This window comes from Rhodococcus jostii RHA1, assembly GCF_000014565.1.
Taxonomy (GTDB): Bacteria; Actinomycetota; Actinomycetes; order Mycobacteriales; family Mycobacteriaceae; genus Rhodococcus_F; species Rhodococcus_F jostii_A.
In genome coordinates this window covers 1922016-1947718 of sequence record NC_008268.1, presented here as the reverse complement: position 1 = coordinate 1947718, position 25703 = coordinate 1922016, and the positions used below count along the sequence as shown (strand labels likewise).

General features: G+C 68.7%; 20 protein-coding genes. 5 read left to right on the top strand and 15 right to left on the bottom strand.

The features are described from left to right. Window positions 1-92 precede the first annotated feature (92 nt). Genes recC through recD form a run of 3 tightly spaced genes read left to right on the top strand, consistent with a single transcriptional unit; the run spans window position 93 to window position 8526 of the window. Entirely contained in the window at window positions 93-3353 is a 3261-nt protein-coding gene (gene recC / locus RHA1_RS08915; protein WP_011594758.1) for an exodeoxyribonuclease V subunit gamma, read from the top strand. Continuing rightward, window positions 3311-6661: a UvrD-helicase domain-containing protein gene (locus tag RHA1_RS08910; protein WP_041811279.1), complete on the top strand. Its 3351-nt coding sequence runs from the start codon at window positions 3311-3313 to the stop codon at window positions 6659-6661. Before recC ends, RHA1_RS08910 begins: the two co-directional genes overlap by 43 nt. Continuing rightward, the gene (gene recD / locus RHA1_RS08905) at window positions 6658-8526 is read left to right on the top strand and encodes an exodeoxyribonuclease V subunit alpha (protein ID WP_011594756.1); all 1869 of its coding nucleotides are present in this window, start codon (window positions 6658-6660) and stop codon (window positions 8524-8526) included. The genes RHA1_RS08910 and recD overlap by 4 nt, the downstream gene beginning before the upstream one ends. Here recD and RHA1_RS08900 read toward each other — a convergent pair. The 4 genes from RHA1_RS08900 to RHA1_RS08885 all read right to left on the bottom strand — a co-directional run bounded on the left by RHA1_RS08900 (window position 8444) and on the right by RHA1_RS08885 (window position 10685). Beyond that, window positions 8444-8974, bottom strand: a complete 531-nt coding sequence (locus tag RHA1_RS08900) for a DoxX family protein (protein ID WP_011594755.1) — start codon at window positions 8972-8974, stop codon at window positions 8444-8446. The two genes, recD and RHA1_RS08900, sit on opposite strands and share 83 nt — an antisense overlap. Before the next feature lie 17 nt (window positions 8975-8991). Further along, a complete protein-coding gene (locus RHA1_RS08895) occupies window positions 8992-9483 on the bottom strand; it encodes a DUF4188 domain-containing protein (RefSeq protein WP_011594754.1) in 492 nt (163 codons plus the stop codon). Between the two features lie 132 nt (window positions 9484-9615). After that, window positions 9616-10116 (bottom strand): pentapeptide repeat-containing protein, encoded by a 501-nt coding sequence (locus RHA1_RS08890; RefSeq protein WP_009474524.1) that lies wholly within the window; start codon window positions 10114-10116, stop codon window positions 9616-9618. Window positions 10117-10331: 215 nt separating this feature from the next. Beyond that, window positions 10332-10685, bottom strand: coding sequence for an excalibur calcium-binding domain-containing protein (locus RHA1_RS08885; protein WP_011594753.1), 354 nt, complete (start codon window positions 10683-10685; stop codon window positions 10332-10334). Window positions 10686-10986: 301 nt separating this feature from the next. Here RHA1_RS08885 and RHA1_RS08880 point away from each other — a divergent pair, with 301 nt between their 5' ends. Beyond that, on the top strand, window positions 10987-12762 hold the full coding sequence (locus RHA1_RS08880; RefSeq protein ID WP_041811277.1) for a TerD family protein: 1776 nt from the start codon (window positions 10987-10989) through the stop codon (window positions 12760-12762). 594 nt (window positions 12763-13356) lie between these two features. Here RHA1_RS08880 and RHA1_RS08875 read toward each other — a convergent pair. The 10 genes from RHA1_RS08875 to glyA form a co-directional block, all read right to left on the bottom strand. Continuing rightward, window positions 13357-14052, bottom strand: coding sequence for a hypothetical protein (locus RHA1_RS08875; RefSeq protein WP_011594750.1), 696 nt, complete (start codon window positions 14050-14052; stop codon window positions 13357-13359). A 1-nt stretch (window position 14053) separates the two neighbouring features. Further along, on the bottom strand, window positions 14054-15436 hold the full coding sequence (locus tag RHA1_RS08870; protein WP_011594749.1) for an L-serine ammonia-lyase: 1383 nt from the start codon (window positions 15434-15436) through the stop codon (window positions 14054-14056). Window positions 15437-15440: 4 nt separating this feature from the next. Then, complete coding sequence (locus RHA1_RS08865) at window positions 15441-15854, bottom strand: glycine cleavage system protein H (RefSeq protein WP_011594748.1); 414 nt, start codon at window positions 15852-15854, stop codon at window positions 15441-15443. 150 nt (window positions 15855-16004) lie between these two features. Continuing rightward, window positions 16005-16682 carry an aminotransferase class IV gene (locus RHA1_RS08860; protein WP_041811276.1) on the bottom strand — a complete coding sequence of 226 codons (678 nt, stop codon included), beginning with the start codon at window positions 16680-16682 and terminating at the stop codon, window positions 16005-16007. Next, entirely contained in the window at window positions 16679-17578 is a 900-nt protein-coding gene (folP, locus tag RHA1_RS08855; protein ID WP_011594746.1) for a dihydropteroate synthase, read from the bottom strand. The genes RHA1_RS08860 and folP overlap by 4 nt, the downstream gene beginning before the upstream one ends. Window positions 17579-17652: 74 nt before the next feature. Further along, on the bottom strand, window positions 17653-18246 hold the full coding sequence (locus RHA1_RS08850; protein WP_011594745.1) for a sarcosine oxidase subunit gamma: 594 nt from the start codon (window positions 18244-18246) through the stop codon (window positions 17653-17655). Further along, window positions 18239-21103: a 2Fe-2S iron-sulfur cluster-binding protein gene (locus RHA1_RS08845; protein WP_011594744.1), complete on the bottom strand. Its 2865-nt coding sequence runs from the start codon at window positions 21101-21103 to the stop codon at window positions 18239-18241. The genes RHA1_RS08850 and RHA1_RS08845 overlap by 8 nt, the downstream gene beginning before the upstream one ends. After that, on the bottom strand, window positions 21100-21378 hold the full coding sequence (locus RHA1_RS08840; RefSeq protein ID WP_011594743.1) for a sarcosine oxidase subunit delta: 279 nt from the start codon (window positions 21376-21378) through the stop codon (window positions 21100-21102). Before RHA1_RS08840 ends, RHA1_RS08845 begins: the two co-directional genes overlap by 4 nt. A 33-nt stretch (window positions 21379-21411) precedes the next feature. Continuing rightward, window positions 21412-22647 carry a sarcosine oxidase subunit beta family protein gene (locus tag RHA1_RS08835; protein WP_007300401.1) on the bottom strand — a complete coding sequence of 412 codons (1236 nt, stop codon included), beginning with the start codon at window positions 22645-22647 and terminating at the stop codon, window positions 21412-21414. Further along, a complete protein-coding gene (gene glyA / locus RHA1_RS08830) occupies window positions 22647-23972 on the bottom strand; it encodes a serine hydroxymethyltransferase (protein WP_011594742.1) in 1326 nt (441 codons plus the stop codon). Before glyA ends, RHA1_RS08835 begins: the two co-directional genes overlap by 1 nt. 113 nt (window positions 23973-24085) lie before the next feature. Here glyA and RHA1_RS08825 point away from each other — a divergent pair, with 113 nt between their 5' ends. Continuing rightward, a complete protein-coding gene (locus tag RHA1_RS08825; RefSeq protein ID WP_011594741.1) occupies window positions 24086-24757 on the top strand; it encodes a GntR family transcriptional regulator in 672 nt (223 codons plus the stop codon). A 69-nt stretch (window positions 24758-24826) separates the two neighbouring features. Here RHA1_RS08825 and purU read toward each other — a convergent pair whose 3' ends face one another. Beyond that, complete coding sequence (gene purU / locus RHA1_RS08820) at window positions 24827-25675, bottom strand: formyltetrahydrofolate deformylase (protein ID WP_011594740.1); 849 nt, start codon at window positions 25673-25675, stop codon at window positions 24827-24829. Between the last annotated feature and the right edge of the window lie 28 nt (window positions 25676-25703).

The following is a 25703-nucleotide window of genomic DNA, read 5'->3' as shown; positions in this document are numbered from 1 at the left end:
CACTTTGCCACTCACCTGCAGAGTGGGCCTCCCGAGTCGGTGGGGTGTGGTAAGTCTGAGCCGACCGGAGTTGGGGAGCGAAGGGAGGCCACGTGCTCGTACTGCATCGCGCCGAGCGTTCCACCACTCTCGCGTCGGCTCTCGGCGACGTGCTCGCGACCCCGCTGTCCGATCCGTTCGCCCGGGAGGTCGTGGCTGTCCCGGCGAAGGGGGTGGAGCGCTGGCTCACACAGCGGCTCTCGACCGCGCTCGGTGCCCGGCCCGGCGTCGGCGACGGGGTGGCCGCGAACATCGACTTCCCGTCACCGACCCGGCTCGTCGACGAGTGCCTCGCCGCCGCCACCGGGGTGTCCGCCGACGACGATCCGTGGAATCCGTCCCGGGTGCTGTGGGCGTTGCTCGGCGTCGTCGACGACTGCCTCAGTGAGCCCTGGTGCGCCGTCCTCGCGAAACACCTCGGGCACGGTCTCCCGGACCGCGACCCGGACGATCACCGGCCGGGCCGGCGCTACGCCACCGCGTCACACCTCACCGATCTGTTCCGCAGCTACGCCGCGCAGCGGCCGGCGATGCTGGTCGACTGGGCCGGTGGTCGCGACACCGACGGTGCGGGCGGTCCACTCGACGACGACCTTCTCTGGCAGGCCGAACTGTGGCGGCGGCTGCGCGAGAAGATCGGCAGCCCCGCTCCCGCCGAGCGGCTCGACTCCGCCTGCGCCCGGCTGCGCGCGGAACCGGATCTCGTCGAACTCCCCGCCCGATTATCACTGTTCGGTCCGACGCGGCTCGCGACCGATCAGATCGCCGTCCTCGCCGCCCTCGCCGTCAATCGTGATGTGCACCTGTGGCTTCCGCATCCGAGTCCCACCATGTGGTCGTCGTTGTCGACGGCGGACAGCGTGCTCGCACGTGCCGACGACCCCACCGCGCTGTCCGTCGCCCACCCGCTGCTGTCGAGCCTGGCGCGGGACGTCCGCGAACTCGAGTCGAGGCTGACCCGCCTCGACGTCGACGACCTCCACCACGAGGGGCCTGCGCCCCGCGACTCCCTGCTGGGGTGCCTCCAGGCGGATGTCCGGGACGACCGGGCGCCCGCGCTCGCCGAATGCACGGCCGACACCTCCGTCCAGGTCCACGCCTGTCACGGACCGGCCCGCCAGGTGGAGGTCCTGCGCGAATGCCTCCTACATCTCTTCGAGGACGATCCGACTCTCGAACCGCGTGACGTGCTCGTCATGTGCCCCGACGTCGAGTCGTACGCCCCGCTGATCCGGGCGGCGTTCGGGCAGGACGTGCTCGGGCATCCCGGCCATCGTCTGCGGGTTCGGCTCGCGGACCGTGCCCTGCACCAGACCAATCCGGTTCTCGCCGTGGTGTCGACTCTCCTCGAACTCGCCGACGCGAGGGTGACGGCGAGCCAGGTCCTCGACCTGTCGGCGGCCGCGCCGGTGCGCAGGCGGTTCCGGTTCGGCGACGACGACCTCGAACGGATCCGGGAGTGGGCGACCGCGACAGGAGCCCGCTGGGGAATCGGTCCGCGGCAGCGCGCGGCGTTCGGTCTCGGCGACTTCCCGCAGAACACGTTCACCACCGCGCTCGACCGCATCCTGCTCGGTGCCGCCGCCGACGAGTCCGACGGCGAATGGCTCGCCCTGGCGCTGCCGCTCGACGACGTCGACAGCAACGACATCGACCTCACCGGTCGGCTCGCCGAATTCGTCGACCGGCTCGACGTCGCGCTGCGCGGGCTCGGCGGGCCGCAGTCGGTCGCGGACTGGTCGAGCGCGCTCACCCGGGCACTCGATCTGCTCGTCGACGTCAGCGCCGCCGACACGTGGCAACTCGCGCAGGCGCGACGAGAACTCGGGTCGGCGATGGAGCACGGCGGCGACGCGGTCCTGCGACTGTCGGACGTGCGCGCGATGCTGGCCACCCGGCTCGCGGGCCGCCCCACCCGCGCGAACTTCCGCACCGGCGAGCTGACGGTGTGCACCATGGTGCCGATGCGGTCGGTGCCGCACCGCGTGGTCGTTCTCCTCGGCCTCGACGACGAAGTGTTCCCGCGCGGGGTGAGCGTGGACGGCGACGACGTGCTGGCCCGTAATCCGCTTCTCGGCGAACGCGACCCGCGCAGCGAGGACCGGCAGTTGCTGCTCGACGCCGTGATGTCGGCGAGTGAGAAACTCCTGCTGTTCTATACGGGCGCCGACCCCGTCACCGGCATGTCCCGGCCGCCGGCGATCCCGCTGTCCGAATTGCTCGACGCGGTGGCGGCCACCGTCGGGAGCGACGCCCTGCCCGGTATCGTGACCCGGCATCCGTTGCAGCCGTTCGATGCACGCAACTTCCGGCCCGAGCACCCGTTCAGTTTCGATCGGGCGGCGCTGGCCGGTGCCCGTGCCGCGCAGCACCCGCCTGAACCGGAGCCCGCATTCCTGCCGGCACCGTTGGTGCCGCCGCCCCTCGGGGACGTCGATCTCGCGGACCTCATCGCGTTCCTGGTGCACCCGACGCAGGCGTTTCTGCGGCAACGGCTGGGGCTGCGGGTCCCTGACGTGGACGAGGACCTCGCCGACGCACTGGAGGTGTCGCCCGATCCGCTGGCCCGGTGGGATCTCGGCCAGAGGATGCTCGTCGCGAGGCTGACGGGAGTCGAACTGGCCGACTTCCGCGCCGCGGAGTGGCGCCGCGGGACGTTGCCGCCGTTCAAGTTGGGGGAGTCGGTGCTCGGTGGAATCGAGCACGCGGTCGAGTCGCTCGTCGCCGTCAGCGGGTCCGTGCATGTCGGGCGGGCGGAAACCGTGGACGTCGATGTCGATCTCGGTTCCGGACGGCGCCTCACCGGCACCGTCGGCGGGGTGCACGGGTCGGTGATCGCGACCACCACGTATTCGAAGTTGGGGCCGAAACACCGCCTCGCCGCCTGGGCGCAATTGCTGGCGGTCGCGGCGTCCGACAACGAGACCGAATGGACTGCCGTGACGACCGGCCGCGGCGCGTACAGCCGTCCGGCGTGGCGCTCGACCCTTACCGCACCCGAGAACGCACTGGAGGAGTTGGTGCGACTCGTCGAACTGCGCGATCTGGGGCTGCACGCGCCGTTGCCGATCGCCACGGGCGCGTCGGCGGCGTATGCCGAACGACGCCACGGCGGCAGCAGCATGGAGGACGCGATCGAGGCGGCCCGGAAGGAATGGAGCAGTGACTTCGGTGACTCACGCGACCGGCACATCACGTACGTGTACGGGTCCTCACCGGGCATCGACGTCCTCGGCGACGCGGTGACCATCGAGAACTACGCCCGGCAACTGTGGGCGCCGCTGCTCGCCGCCGAGACGTTGGCGCAGCCGTGACCGGCGCGCGCGGTTTCGACCTCCTCGGTCCGCTGCCGGAGGGTACGACGGTGCTCGAGGCGAGCGCCGGCACCGGCAAGACGTACGCGATCGTCGGCCTGGCCGCCCGCTTCGTCGCCGAGGGAGGCGTGGACCTGTCCCAGCTGTTGCTGGTGACGTTCAGCCGGGCGGCCACGCAGGAGCTGCGGGAACGCACCCGTGAACGATTCGGTTCCGCCGCAGCCGCATTGGCCGATCCGGCAGCGGCACGGCTGAGCGCGGATCAGCTGATCCGGCATCTCGCCGAAGCCGACACCGGCGAGGTGACGCTGCGGCGCCGGCGCCTGCTGCAAGCATTGTCGGACTTCGACGCCGCCACCATCGTCACCACCCACAGCTTCTGTCAGCGCATGCTCGACGGGCTCGGCATCGCGGGCGAACGCGACCCCGACACGGTCCTGGTCGAGGCCGCCGACGACCTCACGACGGAGGTGATCGCCGACCTGTACCTGCGCGCCTACAGTCGCGTCGAGTCGGCCCCGTTCACGCCGGCGGAGGCCACCGCGGCCGCCCGGGCCGCCATCTTCGACCCGCAGGCCGTGCTCGCCCCGGAAGATACGCGGGGCACCCCGGCCGGGGACCGGGTGGCGTTCGCCGAGGCGGTGCGCGCCGAAGTCGAACGGCGCAAACGCGCAGTGGGTCTGCGTGACTTCGACGATCTGCCGATGCTGCTCCACCGCGTCCTCAGCGATCCCGAGCACGGTGCGGCGGCCTGCCGGCGTGTCCGCGAACGCTACGGCGTGGTGCTCGTCGACGAGTTCCAGGACACCGACCCGCTGCAATGGGACATTCTGCGCCGCACGTTCCACGGCAGCGGAACGGTGGTGCTCGTCGGCGATCCGAAGCAGGCCATCTACGCGTTCCGCGGCGCGGAGGTGCTCAGCTATCTGGACGCGGTGCGGTCGGCCGACCGTCACCAGGAGTTGACCACCAACTGGCGCAGCGATCAGGAACTCCTCGACGGCCTCGAATATCTGCACGGCGGCGCCGCGCTCGGGCATCCCGAGATCGTGGTGCACCGCGTCGACGGTGCGAGACCGAAGTCGCGTCTGACGGGCGCCGCGCCGCTACGGCTGCGGTATCTGCCGAGGACCGGCGCCGGGCCGATCAACAAGTCGGGATACCCCGCGGTCGGGCCGCTCCGGAAGCGGATCGCGGCAGACCTCGCCGCCGACGTCGTCGCTCTCCTCGACGGCGGCGCGACACTCGACGTCGGGGGCGACACCCGACTCGTCGAACCCGGCGACATCGCCGTCCTGGTGCGCACCAACGCGCAGATCACACTGGTCCACGACGCCCTCGACCGGGCGGGTGTGCCGTCCGTGCTCGCCGGCGGGGCCAGTGTCTTCACCACTCCGGCTGCGCAGCACTGGCTTTGGATCCTGCAGGCCATCGAGCAACCGCACCGGTCCGACCGGGTGCGGCTGGCCGCGCTCACCCCGCTGCTCGGACACACGGCCGAGGAACTCGACGCTCGCGGCGACGACATCGTCGCCGAGGTCGGTGGGCAGCTCCGGGAGCTGGGCGCGGTGTTCGCCCAGTCCGGTTTCGCGGCGCTGTTCGAACGACTGTCCGCGGTCGCCGCGCTGGAGGCGAGACTCCTGCGGGTGGCAGCGGGCGAGCGGGCACTGACCGATCTCCGGCACGTGGCGCAGTTGCTCAACGGTGCCGCCGTCGAGCAGTCGCTCGGTCTGACGGCCGTCACCCGCTGGCTCACCGAGCGCATGAAGGATCCGTCCTCGGGTGGGGTGGACCGCAGCCGACGACTCGACAGCGACGCCGCGGCGGTGCAGATCGCGACCGTCCACGCCAGCAAGGGCCTCGAATTCCCGCTCGTGTACCTGCCGTACGCCTGGGACGCCGCCAAGATCTCGAAACCGAGCAAACTGCTGCTGCACGACGACGACGGACGACGCATCCTCGACGTCGGTGGTCCGGGCAGCCCCGGCTACGCGGACCGCAGGAACCGGCACGACGCGGAAGAGGCGGGGGAGGAGTTGCGGCTGCTGTATGTCGCGGTCACCCGGGCGATGTGCGGGCTCGTGGTGTGGTGGGCACCGGCGTTCACGACGGCGGGCGCGCCGCTGCACCGGATGATCCTGGGACGGCAGCCCGGGCAGCGGGAGGTCCCGCAGAAGGTCACCGTTCCCGAGGATCCGGTTGTCGCGGAACGGTTGTCCGCGTGGGGGACGGCAGCTCCGGAGACGGTGACCGTCGAGGCGGTGGGTTCCGACCCGATCGTGCGGGTCGGGTGGACACCACAGCGGGAGCCCCGCGGAGACCTGGAAGCCGCCCGCTTCCGGCGGCTGCTCGACACGCGATGGCGTCGCACGTCGTATTCGGCGTTGACGGCATCTGCGCACGACGCGCCCGCGGTGGGCAGTGAGGCCGAGGTCGAGGAGAAGACGGACGAACCGGCCGAACCTCCCTTACAGGCGCCGGCCGACATCACTTCGGGGGTGGCGTCGACGATGAACGAGCTGCCCGGCGGCGCGACGTTCGGCACGCTCGTCCACGCCGTCTTCGAGATCGTCGACACCGCGGCACCCGACCTGGATGCAGAGGTCCTGCGGTGCTGCCGCGACGTGATCGCGTCGACGTTGTCGGACATCGACCCCGCCCAGCTGGCGACGGCGCTGCTGCCCGTGCTGCGGACTCCCCTCGGCGCGGGGGCCGAAACGACGCTCGCCGACATCGCACCCGCAGACCTGCTGGCGGAACTCGACTTCGAACTGCCGCTGGCCGGCGGCGACACGCCCTCGCTCACCGTGATGCTCGACGGCGTCGGCGAGCTGCTGCGCACCCACCTTCCCGTCGACGATCCGCTGCGGTCGTACGCCGACGCCGTGCAGACACTCGAACCGACCCCGCTGCGCGGATACCTCACCGGCAGCATCGACGCCGTGCTGCGACTGCCCGGACCGCGATACGTCGTCGTCGACTACAAGACCAATCGCCTCGCGCAAGGCGACCTCACCACCGCGCACTACACCCGCGAGAGCATGGCCGCCGAGATGGTGCGGGCGCACTATCCGCTGCAGGCATTGCTGTATTCCGTTGCGTTGCATCGCTACCTGCGCTGGCGGCAACCGAACTACGATCCGGCGGTGCACCTCGGTGGCGTCCAGTACCTGTTCGTTCGCGGAATGGTCGGCCCCGACACCCCGCCCGGATGCGGAGTCTTCGACTGGGCACCGCCCGCCGCGTTGATCACCGAGCTGTCCGATCTGCTGTCCGGGTCGGCCTCCGAGCACGAGGGGACGCGATGACCGAGGTGCAGGTGGCGCAGCGCGGCAAGGGAATGCTGCGGGTGTTCAACGAGGCCGGTGTGCTCGCCGCCGCGGACGTGCACGTCGCGTTGCGGTTGTCGGCGCTCGGAGGCGAATCCTCGGAAGACGTCGTACTGGCCACCGCGCTGGCGGTGCGCGCGGTGCGGTCCGGCTCGGTGTGCCTGGACCTGACGCGGCTCCGTGAGGTGACCGTCGACGAGGAGTCCGAAGTCGATCTCGACGCACTACCCTGGCCGGACGACGGCATCGTCGTCGAGGCACTGCGGCGGAGCCCGCTGGTCACCGGTGGTTCGGCGGGTCCGCTGCGGCCGCTGCGGCTCGTCGACACGGCCGACGGCGGACTGCTCTACCTCGACCGGTACTTCCGGCAGGAAGCGACCCTCCGGCGGGTACTCGACCAGCGCGCCGTCGGGCATCCCCCCGTCGACGAGCAGTCGCTGCGGGAGGGCTTGGACGCGTTGTTCCGCGACCAGCACGACGACGGGGCGTCGGCTCCGGCACCGGACCGGCAGCGAATCGCCGCCGCGGTGGCCGCCACACAGTGGACGTCGGTGGTGGTCGGCGGACCCGGAACAGGTAAGACGCACACCGTCGCCCGGGTGCTGGCGCTGCTGACCCGGCAGCCAGGGCCGGGCCTCCGGATCGCGCTCGCCGCACCCACCGGGAAAGCCGCGGCGCGGTTGCAGGAGTCGGTGCGCGAGCAGTCCGACGCACTCGGGTTGCCGCCCGACCTGACCGCGATGACGCTGCACCGGCTGCTGGGCTGGCAGCGCGGACGTGGCAGCCGGTTCCGCTACAACGCGAACAATCACCTGCCCTACGACGCGATCGTGGTCGACGAGACGTCGATGGTGTCGCTGACGATGATGTGCCGGCTCCTCGAGGCGGTCCGCCCGGACACCCGGTTGGTGCTCGTCGGCGACCCCGATCAGCTGACGTCCGTCGACGCGGGCGCGGTCCTGGCCGATCTCGTGGCCCGGCCGGTGACGGGAACCGAGAATCCGGTGCTCGCCAGGATCGTCGGCGCCGACCTGGAGGCGGCCGACGACCCGCTCGAGGCCGCCTTGAGCGCGGGGGAACGGGACAGGTTGCGGGGCGGGGTGGTCCGGCTCAGCCGCGGGCGGCGGTTCGGCGGCGGCATCGCCCAGCTGGCTGTCGCGGTGCGGAAGGGCGAACCGGACGAGGTCATGAAAATCCTGTCGAGCGGTTTCCCCGAGGTGTCGTTCCACAGTCCGGAAGACCTGGACGCACTGCGGGCGGACGTGGTGGGGACGGCCGCCGCGGTCACCGCAGCTGCGGAATCCGGTGATGCCTTTGCTGCACTGCGGCATTCGGAGGGGCACCGGCTGTTGTGCGCGCACCGGGAAGGTCCGTACGGCGTGCAGCGGTGGACGCGGCAGGCGATGGAGTGGATTGGGGAGACGATCGGGCAGCGGCTGAACCCGGATCGCTGGTATCCGGGCCAGCCGCTGATGGTGACTGCCAATGATCACGAAACGAAGATCTACAACGGCGACACCGGGGTGATCGTGCGCCGCGACGACGTCGAACTCGTCGCCGCATTCGTGCGGGGCAACGAACCGTTCCTGTTGCATCCGACGCATCTGTCCGCGGTGCAGACGGTGTACGCGATGACGATTCACCGCAGTCAGGGCAGCCAGTACGACACGGTGTCCGTGGTTCTTCCCGGCGAGGCGTCGTCGCTGCTGACTCGCGAATTGCTGTACACGGCGATTACCCGGGCACGAAAGCACGTGCGGATCATCGGGTCCGAGGATGCAGTGCGGGCGGGAGTGCAACGCCGGGTGCTGCGGGCGAGTGGGCTTCGGAGGGTGATTCCGTAGCCCGGCTCCCCCGGTAAGCGATCACGACCGCGAGTGTCGCCGACACGAAGACGACCTGCAGGAGTGTCCGGGGGATCAGGGCTTCGAACGGTCCCGTCGAGAGTCCCTCCACGGCGGCGTACACGTTCGCCGGGAACATCACGATGAGCAGGGCGGTGAGGCAGCCCGCCGCCCACGGCGCGGTGCCTCGTATCAGCAGCCCTGCGGCGCCGGCCAGTTCGAGCAGACCGGTCACGGTCACCAGTAGCTCGGGGTTCGGCAGCGACGGCGGGACCATGGCGACAAGTTCCGCACGCATCCCGACGAAATGGGCCATGCCCGTCAGCGTGAACATGGCCGCGAGGCCGCCCCGCAGGGCAACAGGCCACGGCCGGCATCGGCGCACACCCGCCGCGCCTGCGACGAGGAGTGCCAGAGTGACGGCAACGAGGGCGATCAAGGGTTCCATGATTTCTCCTGAATTGATCACTGATCGTGGGTGTTGTTGCTGCGGGACAGCCGGTCTCGGGCTCGGCTGAACTTCTGTGTGACGGGCACACGTGCGGTGGCGCGGGCCAGCCCCATCGCCGGCGTGCCGACGTAGATCGACTCGGCATGGTCCACCGGATAGGTCTCGTGCCAGACGCCGACCGCCCCGGGTGCCTTGCGGGCCCGCCGGTTGAATGCGGCCCAGGCCGGACGATGCTTCGCTTGGCTGTCACTGGCGTAGGCGTACAGCTTGTCGACGGAGTTCCAGTACTGGATCACCGTCGGGCCGCGCCCCTCGAACGTCAGGCGGTAGCCCATCAGACCCGAATCCGGGTCCTCGGACAGTTCGCGCAGCATCCTCGGCATCGCGAGGAAAGTGGGCAGCCACAGGTCCGGTCTCCAGGGTCGGTTGACTGTCATCCCGATCAGGAAGACCACCAGTTCGCCGTCGTAGTGGTGCGTCGAACGGGTGGGGTCGATCGTCGTCATCGGATGCCTCCCAATGTTGGATACCGATACTATCTAATAGTGGATAGTGCGGGTATCCAATGTCAAGGGGTGTGGGCATACGAAAACCCGGACCGCGCAGTGCGCGGCCCGGGTTAAGGGGTCAGGAGTGGTTTACGGAGCCGGAGGTGTCGGTGTCGGTGTCACCGGGACGACCGAGGCGAGTGCGCGCTCGTGGGCCTCGGTGGACCATTCGGGTTCGGTCGTGATGTTCATGTCCCCGACGATCGTGCCGAAGATGTCGATCTCGGTGCTGTACAGGATCACCGCGTTGCGCTGCGAATCCGTGAAGTTCGTGCCGGTGATGTTCGCGTCGCTCAGATCGGCGTACGACAGATTCGCGGCAGCGAAGTTGGTGCCGGTGAGGTTCGCCCGTTTCAGGTTCGCCCCCGACAGGTCGGCGAAGCTCAGGTTCAGGCCGGCCAGATTCGCGGAACTCAGATCGGCGCCCGGGCAGGTCGTGCGATCGTCGGGGTTCGGATTCGCCACGATCCTGCAGCCGTTGATCTCGGTGAGGACGTCCGCCGCGGCCGTTCCGGCGCCCGCAGTGAGTGCGGCACCCCCGGCCAGCGCGACCGCGCCCAGTGTCAGAGCCGTGAAATGTGTCCTGCTCATGCCGGACTGCCCCCTCGCGTAGTACCTCAACCGTCATCGCCGAACTTAGTGCCGAGCGCCGTGTGCCGCACGGGGAATGGCGACACCTGCACGACGGCCGAGGCGCCACGAAGCACACACGCACCCCTTCTCGGTAGGCGCACCCGGTCTCGGGCTCGACAAGGGGTGCGGGGGCGCAGAAGGGGTGCGTGTGCGGGAGGCGCGCCGATGATCGACTACTCGCAGGCGATGCCGTCGTTGTCGCGGTCGAGGTGCGGCGCGTAACCGTCCTGGCCACGGTAGATGGGCGTCACACCGGCGTTGCGGGCTTCGGTGCAGTTCTTGTAGCCCGCGCGAGGTGCGGGAGCCTGCGGGGCCGGCGCGACCTGCGGTGCGGGGGCCGGTGCTGCCGGAGCGGCGGGTGCGGGCGGCAGGAGGGGGTTCACGGCGTCGGCCGAACCGCTCGGAATCAGGGACGCAATCTCCGGGGGAAGGAAGTCGAAGATCGTCGCCGCCTGTGCGGAGGGCGCGGCTGCCATCGAAATGGCGGCACAACCGAGGACGCTGAGTACTAACCGTCGAGCCTTCATATTTACCTCGTTCGGGGTGGGGTGGGGCCTCCACGGAATGGTCGAGAAATGCCACGACAGCCAATCCATTCAGTGTGACGAGGATAGTAGCCAACGGGTAACGGAATTCGAAAGCCGTTGAGGCGCAATGTTCCTCTGTGTCATTCACTCGAATGACACAACCCTCGACCTGTACTTGAACAAAAAACTACCGAGAAATTCGGGTCGGACGCGATATGTGCCGGCGATTTACGTGTCGTCGATCAGAACGACGAGAACTGGGCTCTATAGTCGCTCTGTGCTTTCATCTGCCTCCTCGACCATGACCCGGCCGGTGCGATTGCCGACGGGGCACCGCTGGGTTGTCGTGGATGTCGAGACCTCCGGTCTGCGTTCGTCCACGCACAGAGTGCTCAGCGTCGCGGCGTTGGCGTTGCGTGAAGACGGTTCGGTGGAGCGTGAATTGGTGACTCTGCTCAACCCGGGCTGCGACCCGGGACCGGTACATATCCACAATCTCACGCCACAGCGTTTGGCGGGGGCGCCCCGTTTCGAAGAGGTCGCGAACGATCTGCTCGAACTTCTCGACGGTCGGACGCTGGTCGCCCACAATGCGTCATTCGATTACGGCTTCCTCGACGCCGAGGTACGGCGGGCCGGGATGACGATGCCGACACGGCAGAGGCTCTGCACCCTTGCCCTGTCCCGCCGCCTCGAGATCGACGTCCCCAACCACAAGTTGTCGACTCTGGCCGCGCACTGGAAGGTTCGTCAGAACCGGGCTCACGACGCTTACGACGACGCCCTCGTGCTGACGGAGGTCTTCGCACACAGCGCCTCGCTCGCCGAGTCTCTCAGACTTCCTCTGCCGGTCGTCGGCTGCGCCGATCGGCGGGCGGTATACCCAGATCGGGTTCCGCGTGTGGAGTCTCCGTGGCGGAATCCGGGTCGGCTGGATCCGGGGGTGGGACTGGTCCAGGGCATGAAACTGGTCATCAGCGGCAGCACGGATGTTCCTCGTCTTTCGCTCGCCGCACGTCTGACCGCCGCCGGCCTGGACGTCATGAATTCGGTCAGCCGTCAGACGGGCGTCGTCGTCTGCAACGACCCGCACTCGTCGAGTGCAAAGGTGCGCCGCGCGGTGGCCGACGGGATTCCTGTCCTGACCGAGCGGCAGCTCGGCGAGATGTTGCTGCACGTGACACCGGGTGAGCCGAAGGCGGCCGCGGCACCGTCCGAAGTTCAGCGGCCTCGACCTGCGACAACTGTTCCCTCCACGAAGCCTTGGCACGGAAGAAGAGTGCTCATCGTCGGTGGCTCGCATGCGGACTCCGTTCTGATGCGCTCCCGCATCGTGCAGCTGGGTGCCAAGCCGTCGGTCAATCTCTCCGCAGGAGTCACCGATGTCCTCGTTCTCGACGGTGGTGAACTCGATCCCCGCATGGACCGAGTGTCGGCCCGTCAGTTGCCTCTGCTCACCGCCCCCGATGTGAACTCCGCACTCGAACCGGCGGCACCACCCGCGCGGGGGGCGCTCCGCGAGCCGATCAGACCGCCTTCTCAGTGGGTTGCGCCGTTGCTCGCTCGCGGAGAGGTGATCGACCTGCCACCACAGACGACATCGCTGACGGTCAACGCGTCTTGGCGCGCCCACACCGAGGACGATGCGTTCGACGTGGATGTGGTTGCGCTTCTTCTCGGCGACGACGGCCGGGTCGGTTGCGACGAGGACTTCCTCTTCTACAACTCGCCGACGAGTTCGGACGGCACCGTGGAATTGTCCTGCGACGGCAGCAGCGAGCAAGGAGTGCGGATCGAACTGGCTGCCCTGCACTCCGACTACCAGTGCGTGTCCGTATCGGCGGCGATCGGCGGAGATCGCACCTTCGGTGAACTCGGTCCGATCTCGGTGACCGTCGACGCTCCGGACCGCACGATCGCATCGTTCGTTCTGGACGCCGGCACGACGGAACGGACGATGCATTTCGCCGAGATCTACCGACGCGCCGAGCAGTGGCGTCTCCGCGCGGTGGGGCAGGGGTACGAATACGATCTCGCCACGCTCGCCACCGAGTACGGGGTGACGGTCGACGATTGAGGATCCCTCGCGCCGAGGCTTTGCTTGACAACCTTCGCCTTCGCAGCTGGCTGATTCCGGTAGGCGTCGTTATCTCGTGTCGTTCCTTTTCCTTACGAGTTTCGCGATCGTGAGCACTCTCGGCCGACGTCCTCGGACCGACATCGACTGCCATTCGGCTAGCTTATGTCCGGGGTCGGCGTCGGACTGACAGACCTCGCGTCGACTCGCAGGAGTCGAACATTTCCGATTGCTGGATCGGACCGGCACGATCCCGAAGATATGGGTGAACGCCAATCCCATACAGCAATCAATTGGCAGCCGACTCGCTGTACTGGTCAATTCGCTGATTGTCGATGGGTGGGTTTTACCGGTCGATGATCCCTTCGGCCGTGATGAGCGCCGCGTCGGGGAAGGCTTTCGCTTGAGGCGGTGTCGGTCGAGTGCTCCGGGCACTTGCGGTCCGGCGTTCTGCTCGGCTGTGTTCCGAGCATGCCGCGTGCTGGCCCGCTCGCCAGGAAACGCCAACGACCGCACCCTGCACGTTCTCGACACGGACTAGAAGAGGGGCGCTGAGACGCACCAGATCATGCACGGTCGCGCGGAAACGATCCGTTAGTCTGGTATCAATGCGGCGACATCCCGCGGGAGCAGGTGCGCGGCGGCCGTCCGCCACGGGGCGAGCAGGGTCTCGAAGTGTGCGCTGGTGAAGTCGTGCCGCCCGACCAGATCCGACACCGCGTGCGCTGCGGCCGCGTCGCGCACCGCGGTCGCGATGTCCGCGCACAGTCGCTCGTCCTCGCGCACTGTCGCCTCGTCCATGAAGTGCCGTTCCCAGGCGGCGTCCTGGGCGCGATACCAGGATGTGATCCGGCCCGCGTCCCAGGCCGCCTCACGTGCGCAGGCCCAGGCGCCGAGCCGTCGACGGCTGTCGACGACGCTCCTCGTCCGGGTCAGCGCACCGAAGTGCCCGTCCAGGAGGGCTGCCGCCTCCACGGCATGTCGCACGACGTCATGCCAGTTCGGGCCGAAGCTCTGCTCGCATTCGTGTTCCGTCACGGCGAACGTGTCGAGGGCGGACAGCGCGTCGTCCACGACGTCGAGGTGGAGAAGGTACGACCCGGGCAGCTCACGTCGGCTCAGCAGTTGGAACGCGACGAACGCGTCGCCGCGGACCGGGGCACAGTGCACGAGGACGTCGAGCACCGACAGCCGGGTCTCGGGCGTGTAGTCGCCGGGCTCCGGAACCGGGTGCCGGCGGATGAACTGGGCGGCGCGGGCAGGGAGAAGGCGGAGTTCGTCGGTGATCATGTCAGCACTCGACATAGTTGACCGGGACGTTGACGGCCAGACCGCCGGTCGACGTTTCCTTGTACTTCGACAGCATGTCTGCGCCGGTCGAGCGCATCGTCTCGATCACCTGGTCGAGGCTGACCCGGTGGGTGCCGTCGCCGCGCAGGGCCATGCGAGCGGCGTTGATGGCCTTGCCCGCCGAGATCGCGTTGCGTTCGATGCACGGAATCTGCACCAGCCCTTCGATGGGATCGCACGTGAGGCCGAGGCTGTGTTCCATCGCGATCTCTGCGGCATTCTCCACCTGTTCGATTGTGCCGCCGAGGATCTCCGCAAGCCCGGCGGCGGCCATCGACGCCGCGGAACCCACCTCGCCCTGACAGCCGACCTCGGCTCCGGAGATCGACGCGCGTTCCTTGTACAGTGATCCGACGGCGCCGGCGGCGAGGAGGAAGCGGATCGCGGTGTCGTCGGGATCCGACTTCCCGGCCGGGGTGTAGTGAACGGCGTAGTGCAGCACCGCGGGGATGATGCCCGCGGCCCCGTTGGTCGGCGCGGTGACGATCCGGCCGCCGGATGCGTTCTCCTCGTTGACGGCCAGGGCGACGAGGTTGATCCAGTCCTCGGCGAATGCGGGATCGCGGTGCGGGTCTTCCTGATCCAGGCGGAGATACCAGTCCCGTGCCCGCCGGCGCACGCGCAGAGCGCCGGGAAGGATCCCGTCGCGCGCGATCCCGCGCTTCTCGCATTTCACCATGACGTCGCGGATATGGAGGAGCCGCTCGTAGATCTCCACGGTCGACCGCGTTTCGCGTTCGAACTGGAGCATCACGTCACTGATGGTGTAGCCGTGGCGGGCCGCGATGTCGAGGAGTTCCTTGGCGGACCCGAACGACAGGCCGCCGGTGGCGGCGCGCGGCGGCTGTGCGCTCTCCGCTTCGGTGACGACGAAGCCGCCGCCGACGGAAAAGTAGGTTTCGCTGTGGATCTCGACGCCGGCGGCCGTGGACGCGGTGATCCTCATCCCGTTCGGGTGCAGCGGCAGGATGGTCAGCGGATGGAGGACGATCTCGTCCTCGGCGAGCGCGACGTCGTGCGAACCGCCGACCCTGATGCGCCGGGTGCTGCGCATCTCCTCCAGACGTCGTTCCATCTCCTCGGTCTCGATCTTCTCGGGAAAGTACCCCTCGAGCCCGAGCAGCACCGCGGACATCGTTCCGTGGCCCGCTCCGGTCGCCGCGAGCGACCCGTACAGGTCGACGCGGATGTCCGCCACTGCGGACAGGGCGTCGAGGGCGCGGAGGTCGGAGACGAACCTCGCGGCGGCGCGCATCGGTCCGACGGTGTGCGAACTCGAGGGGCCGACGCCGACGGAGAACAGGTCGAACACGCTGATGGTCATGGGATTACACCGCCTCACTGAGTTCGTTCGCGTATTGCGCGGGGGTCAGAAGTCCGTATGCGGACGACGTCGGCGAGGGGAGGACGGCGAACAGCCAGCCACGGTGGAACGGGTCGTCGGCGACGAGTTGCGGGTTCTCGGCGGCGTCGGTGTTCGTCATCGTGACGAGTCCGCTGATCGGCGCGTACACCGTGACGACGGTCCGGGCGGACGTCCACACGAGGGCGCACGGGGCGCCTGCCTCGATCGTGCTGCGCACTGTCGGAAGTTCCAGTCCGACCACCTCGACCTCGTCGAGTGCCGTGTCCGTGACCCCGGCCCGGAGCGGGTAGTCGGAGAAGCTCTGTCCGGGTGCGAGGGCCAACCAGCTGTGCGTTGCCGTGAACCGTCGATCAGAGGGAATCTTTCCAGCTCTCATGCCTTTTCCTTTGACAGTCGGGCGTAGTGGTCGCGGAGTCGCGCTGTGATCCAATAGGTCTGATATTGATATATCAGTGTGTGTAATAACAGTAGGTCAGGCATGGGGGTGGGTCAAGAGGTGGTCCGGAAACGTCCGGAAACGAAGTGGCTACGGCCGGAGGGTCGCGGGCAGCACGCCTTTGAGTGAGCTCGTCACGGCCAGCGCTTCAGCGGCCAGGAGATCGCCCGGCGTGAGAATGCGTTCGCGCATCAGCCCGCGGTCGAGCTGCCACGACCGCTCCACGCCGGGCAGGCACCCCGACGCCAATGGTGGCGTCCACCAGACGCCGTCGATCCGGGCGGCGAGATTCGCGATCGTGGTCTCGGTGACGTGCCCGAGTTCGTTGACCAGCACGACGTCGTCGGCCCCGGGATGGCGGTGTCGTCTGCGGTCGTAACGCTCACGCAGCGTCGTCTTGTGTCCGAGGAGGACGTCCCGGGAGTCGACGGGCTCGTCGTCGAGTACGAGAGACACCGACGCGGGTGCGACCGGCGGCCCGAAGACATCGACGTCCACCCCGCCGTCGCGGTGCAGGCGCACGCGGACCCGGGCCGGACCGCCGCCCGACAGCCGCTGCGCGAGGTGGCGCCGGACGTCACGTTCCGGGAACTCGTACCCGAGCACGGCCGCGGAACGGGCCAGTCGTCGCAGGTGACGCTCCGCGTGCCGCAAACCGGTCCGCGGATCGTGGTACATCGTCTCCATCAGCTGGGCGCCGGCATCGATCAGCTGCGCTTCAGCGGGACCGATCGTCGCGAGACCGGCGGCGGACACGGAGGTGTTCACAGTGCGGAGACTCGATTCGACGCGTGACTGAAGCTGGCGGGACCACGATATACGAGTGCGCGGAGCACGGACACCGCGTCCACGGTGGCGGCGACGTCGTGCACCCGGAGGACGGCTGCCCCGTTCTGCGCGGCAATCAGGGCAGCGGCCACCGAGGCGGCCTGACGGTGCTCGACGCCGCGACCGGTGATCGTGCCCAGCATGCCCTTCCGGGACAGTCCGGCCATCACGGGAACACCGAGATCGGTGATCTGCCGCAGCTCGGACAACAGCGCGAGGTTGTGGGCGAGGGTCTTGCCGAAGCCGAAACCCGGGTCGACCATGATGTGCTCGAGCGGAATTCCCGCGCCCCGGCAGGCGCCGACACGGTCGACGAGGAACCGGCGCACCTCGGACACGACGTCGTCGTACTCCGGCGACCTCTGCATCGTTTCGGGCTCGCCGCGCATGTGCATCAGGCACACCGGCACGTCCAGATCGGCCGCGGTCCGCAGTGCACCCGGAAGCCGGAGGGCGCGAACGTCGTTGATCATCGACGCGCCGACGGTGACCGCCTCTCGCATGACGTCCGGTCTCGAGGTGTCGACGGAGATCGGTACCGACGTCGACATCGCGAGGGCCGCAACTACCGGCACCACGCGCGCGATCTCCTCCGCGACGGACGGCGGGCGGGACCCGGGACGGGTCGACTCGCCGCCGACGTCGAGGAGGTCGGCGCCCTCTGCGACCAGCGACAGGGCGTGTTCGACCGCGGCGGCGGTGTCGAGGTACCGACCACCGTCGGAGAACGAATCCGGGGTCACGTTGACGATGCCGCAGACCAGGGGAACGTCGCGTGCGAGGGCGTCGAGCAGTCGACCGGCGCCGGTGGCGGTGAGTGCGGGGAACGGAACCATTCGGGCGCACCTCCTTCCAGAAGGGAAATCGGCCCGGTGGACGACGCTGTGCCGCCCACCGAACCGACTGGCGATTACACGGGGTCGACGCCGAACTCCTCGGCGGCGTCGATCAGCCACTCCGCGAGATACCGGGCGAACGACGACCGCACGAGAATCCGGTAGTCGGCCCCCTCGTCGTCGAGCGCGATCAGGATCACGCCCGCGAGGCCGAGCATGGTCTGCGCTGCAGTGCCGCGGCCGCACACCCTCGGATGCAGATCCAGCGAGCACCCCTTCTCGAGGACGTCGCGGGCGTGAATCCCGCGCAGCCGCAGAGTGGTTCGCTGTCCGGAGACGTCGATCGCGGCGCCGCCGTGGGGGGTCACCGCCGCCCGCAGGTCCGATTCGAGCGCGGGCGCCGACTGTGACCGCGTGGTGATCAGCCATTCCTCGGGACCGAGCCAGACGGCGGTGGTGGCGTCGGTGCCGGCGGACGTCGACGCCGCGGTGGGGAGGTCGAACCCGAGGACCGTCGCGGCGGGCTCGGCTCCCGGTCCGGCCGGGTCGACCCACAGGTCGACCATCGCGACGAACGGTTCCTCGGCGATGCTCACCGATTCGGGGAGTTCGGAGAATTTCTGGTCCCAGCCGTGCAGGGGGCTGAGGGGGACGAGGGTGTCAGCCATCGCGACGTGCTCCTTCGGGATCGACGAGGACGGAACTGGTGACCTCGACGGCGACCAGGTTTCCGTCCACCGGGACGTGCAGGGTGTCCCCGAGCCTTGCCCGGCCGCCCTTGACGAGGGCGAGCCCGAACGGGCGGCCGAGTTCGGCGCTGAGGTAGCTCGAGGTGACGTGCCCGAGCATCGGCACCGGCGGGGGCGGCAGGACGCCGTCGGAGATTTCTTCGATGATCTGCGCGCCCTCGGGCAGCACGGTCTGCTTGTCGAGGGGCAGCAGTCCGACGAACTCCTTGCGCAGCGGGTTCTGGTTCTCCGCCCGGGTGAAGGAGCGCTTCCCGATGAAGTCGCGCTTCTTCTTCGACACGGCCCAGCTCATCCCCAGGTCCTGCGGGGTGACCGTCCCGTCGGTGTCCTGACCGATGATCGGGTAACCCTTTTCGGCACGCAGGACGTGCATGGTTTCGGTGCCGTACGGGGTGATGTCGAATTTCTCGCCCGCGGCGATCAGGCGCGCCCAGACCGCGGGTGCGTGCCAGCCGTCGACGTTGACCTCGAACGCGAGTTCGCCGGAGAAGCTGATCCGCGCGACCCGTACGTGGACGCCGCCGAGGGAGGTGTCGCGCCACGCCATGAACCCGAACGCGTCATTGGTGACGTCGAGGTCGGGGAAGACCTCACCGATCACGTCGCGGGAGCGCGGTCCGACGACGGGGAACGTGGCCCACTGTTCGGTGACCGAGGTGAGCCGGACCCTCAGGTGCGGCCATTCGGTCTGCAGCCATTCCTCCATCCAGTCGAGGATCTTCGCGGCGCCGCCGGTGGTCGTGAAGACCTGGAACCGGTCGTCGTCCAGGCGCATCACGGTGCCGTCGTCGATGACCATGCCGTCGACCCCGCACATGACGCCGTAGCGGACCATGCCGACCTTCAGGGTGCTCATCATGTTCGTGTAGATCATGTCGAGCAGCACCCCGGCGTCGGGACCCTGGACGTCGATCTTGCCGAGGGTGGAGCCGTCGAGGATGCCGATGCTGCGGCGCACGGCAGCGCATTCACGCAGCACCGCGGCGTCCATGTCCTCTCCGGGCAGGGGGTAGTAGCGGGGACGCTTCCACTGGCCGACGTCCTCGAACACCGCGCCGCGGCCGACATGCCAATCGTGCAGTGCCGTCACCCGTTCGGGGTCGAAGAGGGCGCCGCGGCTGCGGCCGGCGAGGGCGGCGAACGCGACCGGGGTGTACGGCGGCCGGAACGTGGTGGTGCCCAGCGTCTCGATCGGCCTGCCGAGCAGTTCGGCCGTGATGCCGGAGGAGATCACCCCGGACGTCTTGCCCTGGTCGTGCGCGGTTCCGATGGTGGTGTAGCGCTTGATGTGCTCCATCGACGTCATGCCTGCGCCGACCGCGCGGGCGAGGTCGGCGACCGTCGCGTCGCGTTGCACGTCGACGAACTGGGTGTCCTCACCGGCGACGTCCTTCACCCGCCAGAGCACCAGCGGGGTGGACTGTTCGATCGCCGGTGCAGGTGCCGGGTCGATCGTGTGGTCGGGAACGGTGAAGCCGAGGTCGCGCATGATCGACTGGCCGGCGGTCTGGCCGTCGCGCAGGCACCCGTCCAGGTCGAACACACCGTTCGCGGAGCCGGCGACGGAGACTCCGTCGAGGTCCTCGCCGGGCACGAAGGCGCCGAGGTTCGCGTCGTAGCGGAGCTTGCCGCGGGCCTGCGAGAACAGGTGCACGGCCGGGTTCCAGCCGCCGCTGACGAGCAGGACGTCGCAGGCGAGGGGGATGCGGAATCGGTGATCGGTGTCCGTGCGGTGCGACACGACCGCGTGACTGATCCGGCCGTTGCCGCGGGTGCCGGACACCACCGACGCCGCACGGATGGTGATGCCGCGCGCGTCGCATTCACGCTGCCAGCGGGCGGGTGCGTCGTCGCGGGCCTCGACGATCGCGTTGATCCGCACGCCCGCGTCGTGCAGGTCGATCGCGGCCTCGTACGCGCTGTCGTTGGTGGTGAACACGACGGCCTGCTCGCCGACCTTGACACCGTAGCGGTGCAGGAAGGTGCGGGCGCCGTGCGCGAGCATGATGCCCGGGCGGTCGTTGTCGGTGAAGACGACGGGACGCTCGTGCGCCCCGGCGGCGACGAGGATGTGCCGGGCGCGGATACGCCAGACGCGCTGGCGGCTCAGCGCGGCGGGGGCCTCGACACCGAGATGGTCGGTGCGGCGCTGCAGCGCGAGGACGAAGCCGTCGTCGTAGTTGCCGAACGCGGTGGTGCGCTGCAGGTGCAGCACATCCGGGTAGGTGGCGAGTTCGGCGACCGCGGCAGCGACCCAGTCGAGGGCGGGTGCGCCGTCGATGAGGTCCGTGGACCCGAGGAGGTCGCCGCCGGCTTCGCTCTGCTCGTCGACGAGCACCACCCGGGCGCCCGCCCGGGCCGCCGTGAGCGCGGCGGCGAGACCGGCCGGTCCGGCGCCGGCGACGAGGAGGTCGGTGTGGACGTGCTTGGCGTCGTACTTCGCCGAATCGGCGATTTCGGCGAGCCGGCCCTGACCGGGGATGCCGCGGGCGACGAGGCCGTCGAACAACTCGATGGTGGTGGCGAGCAGCATCGGCTCGGGGAACGGCTCCTCGATCTGCACGAGCCCGCCGGTGTCCTCCGCCCACGCCGCGGTGATGCCGCGTGGCCGGCCGAGCTTGATGCTGGTGGTGATCTGGTGGACGCCGTTCGCGAGCAGGGCCGAACCGAGCGTGTCACCGGGGTGACCGGTGAGTTCCCGGCCGTCGAACGTGAAGGTGTAGGAGGTGTTGCGGTCGAGGCGACCGCCCTGGCGGGTGCGGAAGGGTGCGTTCACGATATCGTCGGCTTCTGCTCGTCCAAGCGGTAGACGCTGTGGAATCGGTAGGTGGCGGTGTCGCGTACGGCGTTGAACCAGCGCCGGCAGCCGGCGCTGTGGTTCCACCGTTCCGCGAAAGGACCTTTCGGGTTCGCGCGGAAGAACACGAAGTGTGCCCACTGTTCGTCGGTCAGCGACTCGGGATCTTCCGGATAGACGACGTGGGCTTCGCCGCCGTAGTGGAACTCGGTTTCCTCACGGGACCCGCACCACGGGCATTCGATGAGTTGCATTGTGGCTCCTGAATTTCAGTGCGCGAGGTGGGATCAGTGCGCGACGGCCGCGGCGCCGTGCTCGTCGACGAGAGCGCCGGTGACGAACCGGTCGAGGCTGAACGGCGCGATGAACTCGTGCGGTTCGTCGTTCGCGATGGTGTCCGCCAGACACCAGCCCAACCCGGGGGTGGCCTTGAATCCGCCGGTGCCCCAACCGCAGTTGAGATACACGTTGTCGTACGGGGTGCGTCCCACGATCGGGGAGGCGTCGGGGCACACGTCGACGATGCCGCCCCAGGTGCGCAGCAGATGCGCGCGGGCGAAGACCGGGAACAACTCCACCGCGGCCGCCATCTGACGTTCGATGATGTGGAACGCGCCGCGCTGGCCGTACCCGTTGTAGGAGTCGACACCGGCGCCCATCACCAGTTCGCCCTTGTGCGCCTGCGAGACGTACACGTGGATGGCGTTCGACATCACGATGGTCGGGTGCACGGGCTCGAGGAGTTCGGAGACCAGCGCCTGCAGCGGGTGGCTCTGTACGGGGGTGCGGATGCCGAGCATGTCGGTGAGCGTCGAGGTGTGCCCGGCCGCGCACAGCGCGACCTGACCGGTCGCGATGTCGCCGCGGGTGGTGCGCACCCCGGTGACCTTGTTGCCGTCGGTGACGAACCCGGTGACCTCGCAGTTCTGGATGATGTCGATGCCCGCCTCGTCGGCGCGGCGCGCGAAACCCCAGGCCACGTAGTCGTGTTTGGCGATGCCGGCGCGCGGCTGATACGTCGCGCCGAGCACCGGGTAGCGGATGTCGCTCGAGATGTTCACCAGCGGGCACAGCTTCTTGACCTCGTCGGGCCCGACCCACTCGGCGTCGATTCCGTTGAGCTTGTTCGCCTCCACCCGGCGGACGCTGTCGCGGACGTCCTGCAGACTGTGCGCGAGGTTGAGGACGCCGCGCTGGCTGAACAGGATCGGGTAGTCGAGGTCGTCCTCGAGACCCTCCCACAGTTTCAGGGCGTGCTCGTAGATCTTGGCGCTCTCGTCCCACAGGTAGTTCGACCGGATCAGCGTGGTGTTGCGGGCCATGTTGCCGCCCGCGAGCCAGCCCTTCTCCAGGACCGCGACGTTGGTGATGCCGTGGTTCTTGGCGAGGTAGTGCGCGGTGGCGAGGCCGTGTCCGCCGCCGCCGACGATGACGACGTCGTACGACTTCTTCGGCTCCGGATTACGCCACAGGAAGTCGGGGTGGTCGGGCAGGTGGGCGCCGGGTGGCTGGGTGGCACTCATCAGTTCGCCTCCGTGAGGTCGGGGTAGAGCGGGAAACGCAGTGCGAGAGCGTCGACGCGGCCGCGGAGTTCGTCTAGCCCGGCCTCGTCGGTGGCCGGCCGGAGCGCGTAGCTGATGATGTCGGCGACCTCGGTGAACGCGTCCAGGTCGAAACCGCGGGTGGCGAGTGCGGGGGTGCCGATCCGCACCCCGGAGCTGACCATCGGCGGACGCGGGTCGAACGGGACGGCGTTGCGGTTCACGGTGATTCCCACGCGGTGCAGCCGGTCCTCGGCCTGCTTGCCGTCGAGCTCGGACTCGCGCAGATCCACCAGCACCAGGTGCACGTCGGTGCCGCCGGACACGACGTTGATGCCGGCCTGCCGGGAGTCGTCCTTCAGGAGGCGGTCGGCGAGGATCTTCGCGCCGGCGAGCGTGCGCTCCTGGCGCTCCCGGAATTCGGGCTCGGCAGCGAGCTTGAACGAGACGGCCTTGCCGGCGATCACGTGCTCGAGCGGGCCGCCCTGCTGTCCGGGGAACACCGAGGAGTTGAACTTCTTGGCCAGTGCCTCGTCGTTGGTGAGGATGACGCCGCCGCGGGGGCCGCCGAGGGTCTTGTGCGTCGTCGACGTGACCACGTGGGCGTGCGGGACGGGGGAGGGGTGCAGTCCGGCGGCGACGAGTCCGGCGAAGTGCGCCATGTCGACCATGAGGTACGCGCCGACCTCGTCGGCGATGCGCCGGAACGCGGCGAAGTCGAGTTGGCGGGTGTAGGCGGACCAGCCGGCCAGGATCAGCTTCGGGCGGTGCTCACGGGCCAGATGCTCGACCTCGTCCATGTCGACGAGATGGTCGTCCTCGCGGACGTGGTACGCGGCGACGTCGTAGAGCTTGCCGGAGAAGTTCAGCTTCATCCCGTGCGTGAGGTGACCGCCGTGCGCGAGGTCCAGGCCGAGGATGCCGTCGCCGGGCTCGAGCAGTGCCGACATCGCGGCGGCGTTGGCCTGCGCTCCCGAATGCGGTTGCACGTTGGCGAATTTCGCACCGAACAGCGCGGTGAGGCGGTCGATGGCGAGCTGCTCGATGACGTCGACGTGCTCGCAACCGCCGTAGTAGCGGCGGCCGGGGTAGCCCTCGGCGTACTTGTTCGTCAGCACCGACCCCTGCGCCTGCATCACCGCGAGCGGGGCGAAGTTCTCACTGGCAATCATTTCCAGGGTGCCCTGCTGTCGCCCCAGCTCGGCGGCGATCGCCTGGTGCACGGCGGGGTCGAGATCGGCGAGCGAATGCGTCAGCGTCGGGTTCGCTGCTGCCGCCTCGGTGAGGTGTGCGGTGTCCACGGTCATGGTTCGCCTTTCTGGAAGGTCAGTTGACTTCGAACTGATATATCAACTGGAAAGTAGAGTAAGGTCAGTGACGGACAAAGGTCAATAGCTCCGGAAAATCAGGGAGACGGAACATGAGCCTGGCGCATTCATCGGTCGCGGACACGGCATCGAACGGCGGCACCAACGCCGACCGTGCGTACGAGATCGTGCGCGAACGCCTGGTCATGCTGGACATCCGGCCCGGCGAGCCGATCAACGACGACCGACTCGCCGAGGAACTCGGATTCGGCCGGACACCGGTGCGGGAAGCGCTCAAGCGCCTCGAGCGGGAACGCCTCGTCGTCGCCTACCCGCGTCGTGGCACGTTCGCCACCGCCGTCGACATGACCGATCTCGCCGACATCTCCGAGATCCGCAAGCAACTCGAACCGACCGCGGCGGCCCGGGCGGCCCGGACCGCCTCCCCGGACGCGCGAGCCCGGCTGACCGCGCTCGCCGACGAGATCGCCGAGATAGACGACAGCGAAGACCCACGCGAAGTCCTGCGCAAGGACGTCCGCGTCCACCGCGAGATCTACCGAGCGTCCGGGAACCCTCACCTCGAGGACATCCTCGTCAGCCTCGACGCACACGCCACCCGCATCTGGTGCCTCTTCCTCGACCGGCTGCCCGACGTCGCGAGCCACGTCCGCGAGCACGTCGCCCTGCTCCGGGCCATCGTCGACGGCGACGAGAGCACCGCCTCGTCCCTCACCCTCGCCCACGTCGCGGGTTTCGAGAAGGCCATCCGCGACCTGCTGTAGGCGCTTCGCGCCCGTGAGTGGTTAACGAGTCCGGGGACTCGTTAACCACTCACGGGCGGCGGAGCCGCCTCAGCTGAAGACAACCGTCCGATGACCGTGCAGCAGGACGCGGTTCTCGCAGTGCCAGCGCACGGCCCGCGACAGCGCGAGGGCCTCGGCGTCCTGCCCGACCGTGGCGAGTCGAGCCGGGTCGAAGGAGTGGTCGATGCGGATGACTTCCTGCTCGATGATGGGCCCCTCGTCCAGATCGGGTGTCACGTAGTGGGCGGTGGCCCCGACCTGCTTGACGCCGCGATCGAATGCCTGGTGGTAGGGCTTGGCGCCCTTGAATCCGGGCAGGAACGAGTGGTGGATGTTGATGGCCCGTCCCCGTAGCGCGCGGCACGCGTCGTCCGACAGCACCTGCATGTACCGGGCGAGGACCACGAGGTCCGCGTCGTATTCCTCGACGAGTTCGAGCAGCCGGGCTTCGGCCTGCGGCTTGGTGGCCGGGGTGACGGGGACGTGGACGAACGGCAGCCCGGCGGCCTCGGCCATGGGGCGCAGCACCTCGTGATTGGAGACGACGGCGACGAGTTCGGCGCCGAGGTTGCCCGCTCGCCAGCGGAAGATGAGGTCGTTGAGGCAGTGACCCATCTTGGAGACCATCACGATCACCCGGGGCAGGTCGGTGCCGTTGAAGTTGAACGTCATGCCGAATTTCGCGGCGACGCTCCCGAATTCCGCTGTGAGGCGTTCGATGTCGACATCTTCTGCCGACACGAACGACGTGCGGAGGAAGAACGCGTCGCTTCGGGTGTCGTCGAACTGCTGATGCTCGGCGATATCGCAGTTCTGCTCGAAGAGGAAGGAGCTGACTGCGTGAACGATCCCGGGACGCTGAGCGCAGCTGAGCGTCAGGGTGAAGGTCTGGGTCATGTGGGTCTCCTCGATGCCGGACCAATTG

What these genes read in the sequence shown, in the direction of transcription:
- RHA1_RS08875 (WP_011594750.1), bottom strand. Translation starts at nt 14,052, where the DNA reads ATGATCACCGACGAACTCCGCCTTCTCCCTGCCCGCGCCGCCCAGTTC.
- RHA1_RS08900 (WP_011594755.1), bottom strand. Translation starts at nt 8,974, where the DNA reads ATGGAACCCTTGATCGCCCTCGTTGCCGTCACTCTGGCACTCCTCGTC.
- purU (WP_011594740.1), bottom strand. Translation starts at nt 25,675, where the DNA reads ATGACCCAGACCTTCACCCTGACGCTCAGCTGCGCTCAGCGTCCCGGG.
- RHA1_RS08865 (WP_011594748.1), bottom strand. Translation starts at nt 15,854, where the DNA reads ATGAGAGCTGGAAAGATTCCCTCTGATCGACGGTTCACGGCAACGCAC.
- RHA1_RS08890 (WP_009474524.1), bottom strand. Translation starts at nt 10,116, where the DNA reads ATGAGCAGGACACATTTCACGGCTCTGACACTGGGCGCGGTCGCGCTG.
- RHA1_RS08835 (WP_007300401.1), bottom strand. Translation starts at nt 22,647, where the DNA reads ATGAGTGCCACCCAGCCACCCGGCGCCCACCTGCCCGACCACCCCGAC.
- glyA (WP_011594742.1), bottom strand. Translation starts at nt 23,972, where the DNA reads ATGACCGTGGACACCGCACACCTCACCGAGGCGGCAGCAGCGAACCCG.
- RHA1_RS08840 (WP_011594743.1), bottom strand. Translation starts at nt 21,378, where the DNA reads ATGCAACTCATCGAATGCCCGTGGTGCGGGTCCCGTGAGGAAACCGAG.
- RHA1_RS08895 (WP_011594754.1), bottom strand. Translation starts at nt 9,483, where the DNA reads ATGACGACGATCGACCCCACCCGTTCGACGCACCACTACGACGGCGAA.
- RHA1_RS08870 (WP_011594749.1), bottom strand. Translation starts at nt 15,436, where the DNA reads ATGACCATCAGCGTGTTCGACCTGTTCTCCGTCGGCGTCGGCCCCTCG.
- folP (WP_011594746.1), bottom strand. Translation starts at nt 17,578, where the DNA reads ATGGTTCCGTTCCCCGCACTCACCGCCACCGGCGCCGGTCGACTGCTC.
- RHA1_RS08850 (WP_011594745.1), bottom strand. Translation starts at nt 18,246, where the DNA reads ATGGCTGACACCCTCGTCCCCCTCAGCCCCCTGCACGGCTGGGACCAG.
- recD (WP_011594756.1), top strand. Translation starts at nt 6,658, where the DNA reads ATGACCGAGGTGCAGGTGGCGCAGCGCGGCAAGGGAATGCTGCGGGTG.
- RHA1_RS08825 (WP_011594741.1), top strand. Translation starts at nt 24,086, where the DNA reads ATGAGCCTGGCGCATTCATCGGTCGCGGACACGGCATCGAACGGCGGC.
- RHA1_RS08880 (WP_041811277.1), top strand. Translation starts at nt 10,987, where the DNA reads ATGACCCGGCCGGTGCGATTGCCGACGGGGCACCGCTGGGTTGTCGTG.
- RHA1_RS08885 (WP_011594753.1), bottom strand. Translation starts at nt 10,685, where the DNA reads ATGAAGGCTCGACGGTTAGTACTCAGCGTCCTCGGTTGTGCCGCCATT.